Source organism: Enterobacter cloacae complex sp. 277I4 (assembly GCF_050031465.1).
Lineage (GTDB): Bacteria > Pseudomonadota > Gammaproteobacteria > Enterobacterales > Enterobacteriaceae > Enterobacter > Enterobacter cloacae.
Genome location: NZ_JBLGWC010000001.1, coordinates 1,877,165 through 1,890,532, shown reverse-complemented (window position 1 = coordinate 1,890,532; position 13,368 = coordinate 1,877,165). Strand labels below are relative to the sequence as shown.

Annotated in this window: 14 protein-coding genes; 10 read left to right on the top strand and 4 right to left on the bottom strand. The window is 53.6% G+C overall.

Annotated elements, in window-relative coordinates; translation table 11 throughout:
• The first annotated feature begins 76 nt into the window (after positions 1 to 76).
• The 7 genes from pyrC to ACQG19_RS09015 all read left to right on the top strand — a co-directional run bounded on the left by pyrC (position 77) and on the right by ACQG19_RS09015 (position 4,740).
• Positions 77 to 1,123 (top strand): dihydroorotase, encoded by a 1,047-nt coding sequence (gene pyrC, locus ACQG19_RS09045; RefSeq protein ID WP_246931457.1) that lies wholly within the window; start codon positions 77 to 79, stop codon positions 1,121 to 1,123.
• A gap of 74 nt (positions 1,124 to 1,197) precedes the next feature.
• Positions 1,198 to 1,443 (top strand): DNA damage-inducible protein I, encoded by a 246-nt coding sequence (gene dinI, locus ACQG19_RS09040; protein WP_013097151.1) that lies wholly within the window; start codon positions 1,198 to 1,200, stop codon positions 1,441 to 1,443.
• Between the two features lie 272 nt (positions 1,444 to 1,715).
• Positions 1,716 to 1,970: a biofilm formation regulator BssS gene (bssS, locus tag ACQG19_RS09035; protein WP_008500827.1), complete on the top strand. Its 255-nt coding sequence runs from the start codon at positions 1,716 to 1,718 to the stop codon at positions 1,968 to 1,970.
• 116 nt (positions 1,971 to 2,086) lie between these two features.
• A complete protein-coding gene (gene solA, locus ACQG19_RS09030) occupies positions 2,087 to 3,205 on the top strand; it encodes an N-methyl-L-tryptophan oxidase (protein WP_102752396.1) in 1,119 nt (372 codons plus the stop codon).
• Positions 3,206 to 3,261: 56 nt separating this feature from the next.
• Positions 3,262 to 3,375 carry a YceO family protein gene (locus ACQG19_RS09025; RefSeq protein WP_020689623.1) on the top strand — a complete coding sequence of 38 codons (114 nt, stop codon included), beginning with the start codon at positions 3,262 to 3,264 and terminating at the stop codon, positions 3,373 to 3,375.
• Between the two features lie 218 nt (positions 3,376 to 3,593).
• Entirely contained in the window at positions 3,594 to 4,160 is a 567-nt protein-coding gene (locus ACQG19_RS09020) for a cytochrome b (protein WP_194500750.1), read from the top strand.
• 1 nt (position 4,161) lies between these two features.
• Positions 4,162 to 4,740, top strand: a complete 579-nt coding sequence (locus ACQG19_RS09015; protein WP_040019425.1) for a YceI family protein — start codon at positions 4,162 to 4,164, stop codon at positions 4,738 to 4,740.
• A gap of 41 nt (positions 4,741 to 4,781) precedes the next feature.
• Here the strand turns inward: ACQG19_RS09015 and ACQG19_RS09010 are convergent, their stop codons facing one another.
• On the bottom strand, positions 4,782 to 5,831 hold the full coding sequence (locus ACQG19_RS09010) for a rhodanese-related sulfurtransferase (protein ID WP_013097157.1): 1,050 nt from the start codon (positions 5,829 to 5,831) through the stop codon (positions 4,782 to 4,784).
• A gap of 223 nt (positions 5,832 to 6,054) precedes the next feature.
• Here ACQG19_RS09010 and ACQG19_RS09005 point away from each other — a divergent pair, with 223 nt between their 5' ends.
• From ACQG19_RS09005 to ACQG19_RS08995, 3 genes are all read left to right on the top strand, one after another.
• Complete coding sequence (locus ACQG19_RS09005) at positions 6,055 to 6,981, top strand: Kdo(2)-lipid IV(A) acyltransferase (RefSeq protein WP_020689625.1); 927 nt, start codon at positions 6,055 to 6,057, stop codon at positions 6,979 to 6,981.
• Between the two features lie 142 nt (positions 6,982 to 7,123).
• Positions 7,124 to 8,341 carry a multidrug efflux MFS transporter MdtG gene (gene mdtG, locus ACQG19_RS09000; protein ID WP_194500751.1) on the top strand — a complete coding sequence of 406 codons (1,218 nt, stop codon included), beginning with the start codon at positions 7,124 to 7,126 and terminating at the stop codon, positions 8,339 to 8,341.
• A 97-nt stretch (positions 8,342 to 8,438) separates the two neighbouring features.
• On the top strand, positions 8,439 to 8,813 hold the full coding sequence (locus ACQG19_RS08995; RefSeq protein ID WP_014831418.1) for a MysB family protein: 375 nt from the start codon (positions 8,439 to 8,441) through the stop codon (positions 8,811 to 8,813).
• 6 nt (positions 8,814 to 8,819) lie between these two features.
• Here the strand turns inward: ACQG19_RS08995 and ACQG19_RS08990 are convergent, their stop codons facing one another.
• The 3 genes from ACQG19_RS08990 to mdoG all read right to left on the bottom strand — a co-directional run bounded on the left by ACQG19_RS08990 (position 8,820) and on the right by mdoG (position 13,206).
• The gene (locus ACQG19_RS08990) at positions 8,820 to 9,047 is read right to left on the bottom strand and encodes a YceK/YidQ family lipoprotein (RefSeq protein WP_013097162.1); all 228 of its coding nucleotides are present in this window, start codon (positions 9,045 to 9,047) and stop codon (positions 8,820 to 8,822) included.
• An 84-nt stretch (positions 9,048 to 9,131) separates the two neighbouring features.
• Entirely contained in the window at positions 9,132 to 11,660 is a 2,529-nt protein-coding gene (mdoH, locus tag ACQG19_RS08985; protein WP_194500752.1) for a glucans biosynthesis glucosyltransferase MdoH, read from the bottom strand.
• Positions 11,653 to 13,206 carry a glucans biosynthesis protein MdoG gene (mdoG, locus tag ACQG19_RS08980; protein WP_020689627.1) on the bottom strand — a complete coding sequence of 518 codons (1,554 nt, stop codon included), beginning with the start codon at positions 13,204 to 13,206 and terminating at the stop codon, positions 11,653 to 11,655. Before mdoG ends, mdoH begins: the two co-directional genes overlap by 8 nt.
• Positions 13,207 to 13,368: the final 162 nt, after the last annotated feature.

The following is a 13,368-nucleotide window of genomic DNA, read 5'->3' as shown; positions in this document are numbered from 1 at the left end:
AAACGTTTCCGCTTATGATTTGTGTCCGGCAAAAACAGCCATCCTAATGACTGATTCCTGACAAGCCGGAGCTTCCATGACTGCACAACCCCAGGTTCTTAAAATCCGCCGCCCTGACGACTGGCATATCCATCTGCGTGATGGCGATATGTTGAAAACGGTCGTGCCGTATACCAGCGAAATTTATGGCCGCGCGATTGTCATGCCTAACCTGGTTCCACCAGTCACCACCGTTGATGCCGCTATGGCTTATCGCCAACGAATTCTTGATGCCGTGCCGGCAGGACATGATTTCACCCCGCTGATGACCTGCTATCTGACCGACACCCTTGATCCGAATGAAGTGGAACGCGGCTTTAATGAAGGCATGTTCACCGCGGCGAAACTCTACCCGGCTAACGCTACCACCAACTCCAGCCACGGTGTCACCAGTATTGACGCCATCATGCCGGTTCTGGAACGCATGCAAAAACTGGGCATGCCGCTGTTGGTACACGGTGAAGTGACCCACGCCGACATTGATATCTTCGACCGTGAAGCCCGCTTTATCGAAACCGTAATGGAGCCGCTACGCCAGCGTCTTCCTGCGCTTAAAGTGGTGTTTGAACACATCACCACCAAAGATGCCGCAGAGTATGTCCGCGATGGCAATGAGCTGATTGCCGCCACCATCACACCACAGCATCTGATGTTTAACCGCAACCACATGCTGGTTGGCGGCGTTCGTCCGCATCTCTATTGCCTGCCGATTCTGAAGCGTAACGTTCATCAGCAGGCGCTGCGTGAACTCGTTGCCAGCGGTTTCTCCCGCGCCTTCCTCGGCACGGACTCCGCGCCTCATGCACGCCACCGCAAAGAGGCCAGCTGCGGTTGCGCAGGCTGCTTTAACGCCCCTACCGCGCTCGCCAGCTACGCCACCGTGTTTGAAGAGATGAATGCCCTGCAGCATTTCGAAGCGTTCTGCTCGCTCAATGGACCACGCTTCTACGGGCTGCCGGTCAACGAAACGTTCATTGAACTGGAGCGTAAAGAGAGCCGCGTGGACGAGGCCATTCCGCTGACGGATGACACGCTCATCCCATTCCTTGCCGGTGAAACCGTCAACTGGACGGTAAAACGCTAAAAAAACAGTGCCCCTTGTTGTCAAACCCATAATATACCTGTATAAATAAACAGTATATTACACAGGGGGCATTTATGCGTATTGAAGTCACCATAGCCAAAACAACCGTTCTGCCTGCTGGCGCGCTTGATGCGCTGGCCGGTGAATTATCCCGCCGTATTAACAGTACTTTCCCTGACAACGCTGGTGCCGTAACGGTTCGTTATGCGGCTGCAAACAACCTCTCCGTCATTGGCGGCGCGAAAGAAGATAAAGACCGTATCAGCGAAATCCTGCAGGAAACCTGGGAAAGCGCCGACGACTGGTTCATCACAGATTAATCTTGCTCCCTCATTGTTCTTTTTTGCCGGGTCGCCCCGGCTTTTTTTCGTCTGAAATCCGGTTCGTTCAAATTAATTCGGCAACAAATTTAAAAATCGTGAACAAGGTGGTGTTTTATTGTTCGAACAATCCTAAAAAGCAGAAAAATGTGTTGCCAACTGTTTATTTTTCCCTTGCGAACCCTTATTACTTGTATACTGAAGATGCTTTCAGAAAAACATGCATTGAACCTCGGAGCCGTTGTCTTCTAACACGCATTAAGGGGGTTATAATGGAAAAGAATAGCGAAGTCATCCAGACCCATCCGCTTGTTGGCTGGGATATCAGTACCGTAGATAGCTACGATGCGCTGATGCTGCGTTTGCACTACCAGACCCCGAATCAACTCAACCGTGAAGAAGCGGAAGTTGGACAGACGCTGTGGCTTACAACAGACGTCGCCCGTCAGTTTATTTCTATTTTAGAGGCAGGTATTGCCAAAATAGAATCTGGCGACTATCAGGAAAATGAGTATAAACGGCACTAGGTTTATACCTATTCTTCGCTCAACAGGCACCCTCCGGGTGCCTTATTTATTTCTCCCTTGTGTCAGCCCGCATAGTTAATTACTCTGCTAACAAAGCGTGAGTTCGAGAGATGGATATGAGATACGACTTAATCATTATTGGTAGCGGATCCGTGGGGTCTGCCGCCGGTTATTACGCAACGCAAGCGGGTCTGAAGGTCCTGATGATCGATGCCCACCGTCCTCCCCATGCAGAGGGCAGCCATCATGGCGACACCCGGCTTATTCGCCACGCCTATGGTGAAGGCGAGCGCTATGTTCCGCTGGTGCTTCGCGCCCAGACGCTATGGGATGAACTGGCGAAGCTGACGGAAGAACGCATTTTCGAACGCACGGGCATCATCAACCTGGGCCCTGCCCGCTCTGATTTTCTGGCCAACGTTGAACGGAGTGCGAAAGCGTTTAATCTTGATGTGGAGAAGCTGGACGCGGCAGGCATCATGGCCCGTTGGCCAGAGATTGCCGTCCCGGACGATTATATCGGCCTGTTTGAAGCCAACTCCGGGGTCTTGCACAGTGAAACGGCCATCAAAACCTGGATCGATCTTGCGGAAAAAGCGGGCTGCGCTCAGCTCTTCAACTGTCCGGTGGAATCCCTCACTCATCACGCTGATGGCGTTACGGTCACCACTGCGGACGGAGAATATTCAGCGTCCCGTCTGCTGATTAGCGCAGGCACCTGGGTCACCCGTCTGCTGCCCGATCTGCCTGTTCAGCCGGTGCGCAAGGTCTTCTCCTGGTTCCAGTCGGATGGCCGTTACAGTGCACAGAATAAATTCCCGGCATTTACCGGGGAGTTACCGAACGGCGATCAGTTTTACGGCTTCCCGTCTGAGAAAGACGCGCTCAAAATCGGAAAACACAATGGCGGGCAGGCGATCTCCTCCCCTGAAGAGCGTAAACCGTTCGGTGCATACCCACAGGATGGCTCCGAAGCGTTTACCTTCCTGCGCAATATCCTGCCGGGCGTAGGCGGTTTACTGTATGGTGCTGCCTGCACCTACGACAACACGCCGGACGAAGACTTCATCATTGACACCCTGCCGGGGCATGACAACACGCTGCTTATCACTGGCCTCAGTGGTCATGGCTTCAAGTTCGCCTCCGTGCTGGGCGAAATCGCTGCGCAGTTTGCCCAGGGGATCGCACCGCAGTTTGATCTCACCCCCTTCTCACTTTCGCGTTTTAGCAGATAATCCGCCGCGGGTTTCGGACGTCCGGAACCCGTTTTCTAGACAGAAAACGGGACATTATGCGCAGGATCGTTGGCTTTCTTATCAATAACATTCGTGAGCATTTTATGCTCTATATTTTATTATGGGTGCTGCTGGCACTCATCGATATTATTTACATTGTATTTTACTGAAAAGTGAAGCTGACAATTACTGACATTACTTTAGGTTAGCTTAATCTTTTGCTTGCTGCTTATTCCGCCTTGCACGAAGCGATTGAATTACATTTGCGGATCATTTTCAAAACCGCTGAAATAAATAAAATAAAAATCTATATTCAATTATTTCAGTTGCAATATCATTTATTCCCGTTCATTTTTACTACTCTGTTTTTCTTCGAATGGTCATTCTGATGCAATTGCGTAACTCCTCTCAGCGCTACGGAATAATATCCATGTGTTTACACTGGATAGTTGCTCTTACCGTTTATGCAATGTTCGGACTGGGTCTGTGGATGGTGACGCTCAGTTATTACGATGGCTGGTATCACCAGGCACCAGAACTGCATAAAAGCATCGGCATCCTGCTGATGATGACGTTGGTTATTCGCGTGATCTGGCGTCACATTTCCCCGCCGCCCGCCGCGCCCAAAACCCACAGTATATTAACGCGTGTCAGCGCGGTTGCCGCGCACGTTACGCTCTATATCCTGCTGTTCGCCATTCTGATTAGCGGGTATCTCATTTCCACTGCAGACGGCAAGCCGATTAACGTCTTTGGCCTGTTTGAGGTTCCGGCCACGCTCTCTGACGCAGGGGTTCAGGCCGACACCGCAGGCGTGGTGCATCTCTGGCTCGCGTGGAGCGTGGTGATCCTGTCTGTCCTGCACGGGCTTGCCGCCCTTAAACACCATTTCATCGATAAAGACGATACGTTAAAGCGCATGCTTGGCCGTTCGTCAGTTGACTCTGGAGCATAAAATGAAAAAACACCTGCTGGGTATCGCATTAGGTTCTCTGTTATTCACCACCGGCTCTGCCGTGGCGGCTGATTATAAAATTGATAAAGAAGGCCAGCATGCTTTCGTCAATTTCCGTATTCAGCACCTCGGTTATAGCTGGCTGTACGGTACCTTTAAAGATTTTGACGGCACATTCACCTTTGACGATAAAAATCCTGCCGCCGATAAGGTCAATGTGACCATTAATACGAATAGCGTCGACACCAACCATGCAGAGCGCGATAAACATTTGCGTAGTGCGGAATTCCTGAATGTATCAAAATTCCCACAGGCGACCTTTACGTCGACCGAGGTGAAGAAAGAAGGTGATAAGCTGAATATTATCGGTAATCTGACGCTCAATGGCGTCACGAAACCGGTGACCCTGGAAGCCAAATTACTCGGCCAGGGTGACGATCCGTGGGGTGGCAAACGCGCAGGTTTTGAAGCCGCAGGGAAAATTCATCTGAAAGATTTTAATATCACCACGGATTTAGGTCCGGCATCTCAGGACGTAGAACTGATTATTTCCGTTGAAGGTGTTCAGCAGAAGGCATAATAAACACGCCCGGCAGGGTTTGACGTTGCCGGGCGTCATTATCATTCCGGGTCAGGAATACCCAGTTTGGTATTCAGGCGGCCTCGGGATTTATTAAAAATCTTATTGCCGTTTTCACGTCCCGCACGACGGCGGCGCTGCTCCTCTTCCGGCAGCATGCTCTCTTCACTGCAAAGTTCGCTACAGCAGCCGTTAAATTTCTCTGCGCACGCCGGGCACTGAATAAACAGCAGATGACAACCGTCATTTTTGCAGTTGGTGTGGGTATCGCACGGTGCGCCGCACTGGTGGCAATGGGCAATCACGTCTTCTGAAATACGCTCACCCATTCGCTCGTCAAAGACAAAGTTTTTACCGATAAAACGCACCGGTAACCCCTGCTCACGGGCACGGCGGGCATACTCGATGATACCGCCTTCGATATGCCAGACCTTATTAAATCCGTTATGTTTCATCCACGCGCTGGCTTTTTCGCAGCGAATACCGCCGGTGCAGTACATAACGATTTTCTTATCTTTATGTTCCTGCATCATCTCAACCGCTTTCGGCAGTTGCTCGCGGAAGGTGTCGGCCGGGATTTCCATTGCGTTCTCGAAATGGCCCACTTCATATTCGTAGTGGTTACGCATATCGATGAATACCGCGTCAGGGTCATCAAGCATCGCATTGACTTCCGCCGCCTTCAGGTATTCCCCCACGTCGGCCGGGTTGAAGGCCGGGTCGTCAATGCCGTCTGCCACGATGCGCTCACGCACTTTCATACGCAGCACCCAGAATGATTTACCGTCATCGTCCAGGGCGATGTTCAGGCGTAAGCCGTTCAGCGCCGGATCGAAGCCGTAAAGAAAATCGCGGAAGGCGCTCACGTTGCTTTCCGGGATGCTGATCTGGGCGTTGATACCTTCACGCGCCAGATAGACGCGCCCAAAGACGTTCAGCGCGGTGAAGGCTTTATAGAGCTCATCGCGGGTCGCTTGCGGATCGTTGATCGTGAAGTATTTATAGAATGAGATGGTCGTGCGCGGTTCGGTTTCAGCCAACATACGCGCTTTCAACATCTCATTCGATACGCGGTTGTGTAACACTGGCATGGTGTACAAGTCCTGCAATCGTTATTGAGAAAGGAAAATCGGTCGGCATCATATAGCAAACAATAACAATTTACATCCACACAATTTACGCTACATTTCTGTCAGCCTGAACTATGCGTCATAACATTTGCTGCATTAGCGCGCGTTTCGACATCAGACATTTTGGCTATGTAGTAAAAAATGAGACACTAAGACCTTCAGGACGTTAGAAAACAGGACCGACATGACCCAATTACCGAAATTTACCGTCACCCTTTTGCATCCTCGCTATTGGTTGACCTGGCTTGGCATTGGCTTTTTATGGCTTCTGGTCCAACTCCCCTACCCGGTTATTTTCCGTCTGGGCAAAAGCCTGGGTCGTCTTGCGCAAATGTTTATGAAGCGTCGCGCCAGAATCGCCTACCGCAACCTTGAACTGTGCTTCCCGGACATGAGCGAGGCTGAACGTCATGACATGGTGACCAGGAATTTCGAGTCTGTCGGCATGGGGCTGATGGAAACAGGAATGGCGTGGTTCTGGCCAGACAAACGCATGGCGCGCTGGAGCGTCGTTGCCGGTACGGGGATGGAGCCGGTACATTCGCTGCAGGCGAATCAGACGGGCGTGCTGCTGATTGGCGTACACTTTCTGACCCTGGAAATCGGCGCCCGTATGTTCGGTATGCAGGCGCCCGGCATTGGGGTTTATCGTCCAAACGACAACCCGGTTATTGATCTGATCCAGACCAATGGCCGTATGCGGTCCAACAAAAGCATGATCGACCGTAAGGATCTGAAGGGTATGATCCGCGCCCTCAAATCAGGTGAAGTGGTCTGGTATGCCCCCGATCACGACTACGGCCCGCAATCCAGCGTATTTGTTCCGTTCTTTGCCGTTGAAGAGGCGGCCACCACCACGGGCACCTGGATGCTGGCACGCATGTCCAAAGCCGCCATCGTCCCTTTTGTTCCGCGCCGCAAACCGGATGGTTCGGGTTACGAATTGATTATGCTGGAGCCCGAACTGGCGCCTCCACTGGATGATGCTGAAACCACCGCACGCTGGATGAACGGCATTGTCGAGAAATGCATTATGCTCGCACCGGAGCAGTACATGTGGCTGCACCGCCGCTTTAAAACGCGGCCAGAAGGTACGCCGTCCCGCTATTAATTCCCCCTGCGGCCCTTTGGGCCGCTCCCTGTTTTAGCTTTAAAAGCTCTCCCTCATTGCGGCAATCATAACCCAGGCGCATAATTAGCAGGCTTATTACTTCATGCCTTACGGTGCGCTGCACCTCATTATGCGGATTGTTATGTCACCCTCAGATGCCCCCATAAACTGGAAACGTAACCTTACGGTTGCCTGGCTTGGCTGTTTTCTTACCGGCGCGGCGTTTAGCCTCGTGATGCCCTTTCTGCCCCTGTACGTTGAACAACTGGGCGTGACGGGCCACAGTGCGCTCAATATGTGGTCTGGTCTGGTGTTCAGCATCACTTTCCTCTTCTCCGCCATTGCTTCGCCGTTCTGGGGCGGCCTTGCCGACCGTAAAGGGCGTAAAATCATGCTGCTGCGCTCGGCGCTGGGAATGGCCATCATCATGGCGTTAATGGGTGTGGCGCAGAACGTCTGGCAGTTTCTGATTTTGCGCGCGCTACTTGGCCTGCTGGGAGGATTTATTCCCAACGCGAATGCGCTGATCGCCACCCAGATCCCGCGTCATAAAAGCGGCTGGGCGCTCGGGACGCTCTCAACCGGAGGCGTCAGCGGCGCCTTGCTGGGACCTCTGGCGGGCGGCTTGCTGGCGGACAGCTATGGCCTACGCCCGGTATTTTTCATTACTGCCAGCGTGTTGTTCCTCTGCTTTATCGTTACGCTGATCTGCATTCGTGAAAACTTCACCCCCGTCGCCAAAAAAGAGATGCTCCACGCACGGGATGTGCTGGCTTCACTCAAAAACCCCAGACTGGTACTGAGCCTGTTCGTGACGACCCTGATTATTCAGGTCGCGACCGGTTCGATTGCCCCTATTCTGACGCTGTACGTTCGCGATCTGGCAGGTAACGTGAGCAACATTGCGTTTATCAGCGGGTTGATTGCCTCCGTACCCGGCGTGGCGGCGCTGCTTAGCGCCCCGAGGTTAGGGAAACTGGGAGACCGCGTCGGCCCGGAAAAGATCCTGATTTGTGCGCTGGTGATCTCCGTGCTGCTGCTCATTCCCATGTCGATGGTGCAATCACCCTGGCAACTGGGCGTTCTGCGCTTTTTGCTGGGTGCCTCCGACGGGGCGTTACTGCCCGCCGTTCAGACCCTGCTGGTTTACAACTCCACGAACCAGATCGCCGGGCGTATCTTTAGCTACAACCAGTCATTTCGCGACATCGGCAACGTTACCGGCCCGCTGGTGGGGGCCGGGATCTCCGCCAGCTTCGGTTTTCGCGCCGTGTTTATCGTCACGGCGGGCGTAGTACTGTTTAATGCGGTTTACTCGTGGTTCAGTTTATCCCGGACATTACGGCCGGTGGCGGAATAAGACAAATACGTGACGGCTTATTTTCGCATTCATACTTGCAGAATCAGATATTCAGCTATTCTTTCCCTGAAACCTTCTGGAAAACAGGGAGACACCAATGACCATGTACGCCACGCTGGAAGAAGCTATTGATGCCGCTCGTGAAGAGTTCCTCGCCGATAACCCCGGCGTTGATGAAGAAGATGCGGACGTGCAACAACTCAACATCCAAAAGTATGTCCTTCAGGACGGAGATATTATGTGGCAGGCCGAATTCTTTGCTGACGAAGGTGAAGAAGGCGAATGTTTGCCGATCCTGAGCGGTGAAGGAGCTCAGGCCGTCTTTGATGGTGACTATGACGAAATTGAGTTGCGTCAGGAGTGGCTGGAAGAGAACACCCTGCACGAGTGGGATGAGGGTGAATTTCAGCTCGAGCCACCGCTGGATACGGAAGAAGGTCAAACCGCAGCTGACGAATGGGACGAGCGTTAATTCCCGCTACTCATAGGGGCCGTGGCTGGCATCGATGGGCAACAACAGCGTATCGAAAATCAGCGAGAACGGCAGATCGAGCACCGTCAGGTAGCGCCATGCGGAATCCCGGACATCCCATTTCACGCCCGGATAGTACTGATTCCCGTGGCCCTGCCCCGGAATGGTGCGACTGATGATGCTGCCGCAGCCGCTCAGCAGACATGCCATCATGACGACGATGATTATTTTCATCCGTTACCTCTAAAAAAATACCGGCGTTTAAGCCGGTATTTTATCTGGCGGGTGGCACATTGCTTACCCACCCTACGTTGCCACTTACTTCGCCTTCAGCGCCAGCGGGTTAAGCTTCAGATCGTTGTAGTAGTTCACCCACGAGGAGTAGCGCTCCGGGGAAGACCACACACGGTAGTGCAGACGCGACATAGTCACCGGATCGCTTAACAGCACCAGACGGCGGTCGCGGTTAAGTTTCTCTGGCGTCTCGTTCAGCGCCTGTTCAACGTGACGATCGCGGGCAATCTCCAGCACCTTACTGGCACGGTGACGCGCGGTAGCCATTGCCGTTGCCAGGGCGTTAAACGACGGGTTAAACACCGCGTGCATAAAGCCATCATCCAGCGTACGACGGCGGTTCTGCTCCAGATAGGTGTCAGTATCCACCAGCACCTGCGGCGGCGAATACTCTTCCGGGATCAGGAACAGCTTCCAGCGTTTGGTACGCAGGCCAACCGTTGAGCGGCTTGAAATGACCGACACAAACGGCGACAGGATCAGCGAGAAGACAATCGGCGCCAGCCAGAACAGGAAGCGCAGATCCAGCCATGCCATCCCAGCAGCCCACACCAGCCCCAGCAGCAGCTGCGAGCCATGACGCATAAAGGCTTCACCCCACGGCGTGGAGTCATCATCACGCTGCGGTGAGTTCCAGACCACTTCCCAGCCCAGGAACGCGCTGACCACAAACACGGTATGGAACAGCATACGTACCGGTGCCAGCAGCACGGAGAACAGCACTTCCAGCAGCAGTGAAACCGTTACCCGCCAGAAACCGCCATACTCCTTCGAGCCTTTGCACCAGATCAGAATGATACTGAGCAGCTTCGGCAGGAACAGCAACACCATGGTGGAGGCAAACAGCGCTATCGCCAGCTCCGGACGCCACTGTGGCCACACCGGGAACAGCTGACGCGGTTGCAGGAAGTACTGCGGCTCCGTCAGCGCATGCACCACCTGCAGAGCCGTGGACAGCGCCAGGAACATAAACCACAGCGGCGCGGAAAGATAAGACATCACGCCGGTCAGGAACACCGCACGGTGAACCGGGTGCATCCCTTTCACGAGGAACAGACGGAAGTTCATCAGGTTCCCGTGACACCAGCGGCGGTCACGCTTAAGTTCGTCCAGCAGGTTCGGCGGCAGTTCTTCATAGGATCCAGGCAGATCGTAGGCAATCCAGACGCCCCACCCTGCACGACGCATCAGCGCCGCTTCGACGAAGTCGTGCGACAGAATCGAGCCGGCAAACGAACCTTCGCCCGGCAGCGGTGCCAGCGCACAGTGCTCAATAAACGGCTTCACGCGGATAATGGCGTTGTGACCCCAGTAGTGGGACTCACCCAACTGCCAGAAGTGCAGACCGGCAGTAAACAGCGGCCCGTAAACACGGGTGGCAAACTGCTGGCAACGCGCGTAAAGCGTGTCCATGCCGGACGCTTTTGGCGAAGACTGGATGATACCCGCGTTCGGGTTAGCTTCCATCAGACGCACCAGACCGCTCAGACAATCACCGCTCATCACCGAGTCGGCGTCCAGCACCACCATGTAGCTGTACTTGTTACCCCAGCGACGGCAGAAGTCATCGATGTTACCGCTTTTACGCTTCACACGACGACGGCGGCGACGGTAGAAGATCTGACCTTCGCCCTGTACTTCTGCAATCAGCTCCATCCAGGCTTTTTGCTCGGCAACGCAGATGTCCGGATTGTAGCTGTCGCTCAGGATATAGACGTCGAAATGGGCGGCGTTACCGGTCGCCTTAACGGACTCCCAGGTTGCGCGCAGCCCCGCGAATACGCGGTCAACGTCTTCGTTACAGATAGGCATAATCAGCGCCGTGCGGTGCTCAGGATTCAGGGGTTCATCCCCGACCGTAGACGCCGAAATGCTGTATTTGTCTCGTCCCATCAGCAGCTGCAGGAAGCCCATCAGCGCGGTCCAGAAACCGGCCGAGACCCAGCAGAAGAGAACGGCGAACAGCAGAAGAATGCCACTTTGCAGGATATACGGCAGCAGTTGCATGAAGGAGACCCAGATATCCTGGCCCATCATGTCTGCCGGGTTGATCAGCGCCCAGCCCTGGTAAGGCAGAATCGTCTTCATGTACCAGGTTGCGACAACCGTCTGCGCCAGCGTCAGCAGCAGAAGAATGTAGCGACGGATCGTCCCCACGGTACGCCATTTCTGTTCGGAGGCCTGCTCTTCTTTTGTCAGACGCGACAGATAACGTGGCGTCACGTCACGCCCGCGCAGGCGATCCCAGAAGCGGCCAACCGGGTTGGTACGCCAGGGGTCGGGGAACATGGAAGAACGCGTTGCTTTCGGCATCGCCTGAAGCTGATCGCGTCCTTCGTCGTCTTTAATCAACTGCCCTTCTGCCAGCGAGTCCGGCCATGCCTGCTCCAGACGTGCCTTCACTGACCCCAGCGGAGAATCGTCATCACGTGAAAACTGACGATGTTCCCCATCCAGCGCGGCATGTACCGCGCGGATGTCGCTCTCAGGCAGTGCCGCTTTTTCGATATCCGTCAGCGGCATGGCATCAATATATTCAGATGTATTATTCATTGGCAGGTAGCTGATAGCTCCAGGTTTCACTCAGCGGCTGATCGTTACTGACCAGCGCAGCGCGCATTTCAGTGGTCTGTTTCGGATCTTTCACTTTCACGCGCAGGGTCAGACGCCACCCTTTCGTTACCGGGTTGTAACGTACGGTGTTCTCAACGATCTCACCGTTATCACCGATGCTGGCCTGGGCGGTCACGGCAGTATCTGGCGCCAGTTTTTTCATGTCCTGGCCGGTGAAGTCCACCACGAAAGCGACGGTACCGTCAGGCTGACGGATAAGATTAGACTGTTTCACGTCACCCGTTGAACGGCGAGTCTGCATGACATACGCGTTATCCGGCGCATGCAGTTTGTCTTCGTCGCGGCTAAAGGTGATCGTGTATTTGAAGTTCATCTCTTTCCCGGCTTCCGGCAGCTGATCCGGCGTCCAGTAAGCGACAATGTTATCGTTGGTTTCATCATTGGTTGGGATTTCAACCAGTTCAACCTTCCCTTTGCCCCAGTCACCTTTCGGGGTCACCCACGCGCTTGGACGCAGGTCGTAGCGGTCATCCAGATCTTCAAAGCGAGAGAACTGACGGCCACGCTGCAGAAGACCGAAACCTTGCGGGTTTTCCATCGCAAAGCTGCTGACAGCCAGATGTTTCGGGTTGTTCAGCGGACGCCAGATCCACTCACCATTACCAGCATGAATAGACAGGCCGTTGGAATCGTGCAGTTCAGGACGGAAGTTGGTCGCCGGTGACGGCTGGTTCGGCCCAAACAGGAACATACTGGTCAGCGGCGCAACGCCCAGTTTACCCACTTTGTCGCGCAGGTAGACTTTAGACTGCACGTCAACCACCGTGTCACGCCCTGGCATGATCACAAAGCGGTACGCGCCCGTTGCACGCGGGGAATCCAGCAGTGCGTAGATAGTCAGACGTTTATCCGTTGGTTTTGGACGTTCGATCCAGAACTCGCGGAAACGTGGGAATTCTTCACCTGATGGCAGCGCGGTATCAATAGCCAGGCCGCGCGCAGAAAGCCCGTACACCTGTCCCGCGCCAATAACGCGGAAGTAGCTGGCGCCGAGCATGCTGACGATTTCGTCGTTTTTATCTTTGCTGTTGATCGGGTAAAGCACCTTGAAGCCTGCAAAGCCCAGATCTTTAACCGTATCTTTGTCGTGCTGCACATCGCCAAAATTGAAGTAATCCGGGCTGTATTTGATTTTACGTACCGCCGTTGCCGTCACTTCATTGATGGCAACAGGGGTATCGAAGTACATACCCTGATGATAAAACTCAAGCTTGAACGGGGTCTTAATATTGTTCCAGTACGCTTTATCGTGATTGAACTGGATCTGCTGATAGTCCGCATATTTCATGTCGCGGAAAACGGAGGGCAAGTTACTTTTCGGCGCTTCGTAGCTCTTGCCTGCCATCGATTTTGCCTGTTTTGCGACATCGTCGATGTTAAAGGCCAGTGCCGATGAGGTATACAGGGATAACACCACTGCAGCACCCAACCAACGCATTTTCATCATCTGTGGTTTATGTTTCATAATAAGTAAGCACTTCCCCCTTTGTGTGCTTATATCGATCCGATCCATTTTAATGGAAACTCAGGCAATCCGACAACATTATCACCGCTTTGTTCAGCTCGCTGGCTCAGGGATTAAGCAAATGAAAGAACCCGCTTTTCACTTTGCGTGCTTATCCTGGAG

Bases quoted from the DNA above. Each gene is read 5' to 3' on its own strand.
- mdoH (WP_194500752.1), bottom strand. From the start codon at position 11,660: ATGAATAATACATCTGAATATATTGATGCCATGCCGCTGACGGATATC.
- solA (WP_102752396.1), top strand. From the start codon at position 2,087: ATGAGATACGACTTAATCATTATTGGTAGCGGATCCGTGGGGTCTGCC.
- ACQG19_RS09020 (WP_194500750.1), top strand. From the start codon at position 3,594: ATGCAATTGCGTAACTCCTCTCAGCGCTACGGAATAATATCCATGTGT.
- ACQG19_RS09005 (WP_020689625.1), top strand. From the start codon at position 6,055: ATGACCCAATTACCGAAATTTACCGTCACCCTTTTGCATCCTCGCTAT.
- pyrC (WP_246931457.1), top strand. From the start codon at position 77: ATGACTGCACAACCCCAGGTTCTTAAAATCCGCCGCCCTGACGACTGG.
- ACQG19_RS09015 (WP_040019425.1), top strand. From the start codon at position 4,162: ATGAAAAAACACCTGCTGGGTATCGCATTAGGTTCTCTGTTATTCACC.
- ACQG19_RS08995 (WP_014831418.1), top strand. From the start codon at position 8,439: ATGACCATGTACGCCACGCTGGAAGAAGCTATTGATGCCGCTCGTGAA.
- ACQG19_RS09010 (WP_013097157.1), bottom strand. From the start codon at position 5,831: ATGCCAGTGTTACACAACCGCGTATCGAATGAGATGTTGAAAGCGCGT.
- ACQG19_RS09025 (WP_020689623.1), top strand. From the start codon at position 3,262: ATGCGCAGGATCGTTGGCTTTCTTATCAATAACATTCGTGAGCATTTT.
- ACQG19_RS08990 (WP_013097162.1), bottom strand. From the start codon at position 9,047: ATGAAAATAATCATCGTCGTCATGATGGCATGTCTGCTGAGCGGCTGC.
- dinI (WP_013097151.1), top strand. From the start codon at position 1,198: ATGCGTATTGAAGTCACCATAGCCAAAACAACCGTTCTGCCTGCTGGC.
- bssS (WP_008500827.1), top strand. From the start codon at position 1,716: ATGGAAAAGAATAGCGAAGTCATCCAGACCCATCCGCTTGTTGGCTGG.
- mdoG (WP_020689627.1), bottom strand. From the start codon at position 13,206: ATGAAACATAAACCACAGATGATGAAAATGCGTTGGTTGGGTGCTGCA.
- mdtG (WP_194500751.1), top strand. From the start codon at position 7,124: ATGTCACCCTCAGATGCCCCCATAAACTGGAAACGTAACCTTACGGTT.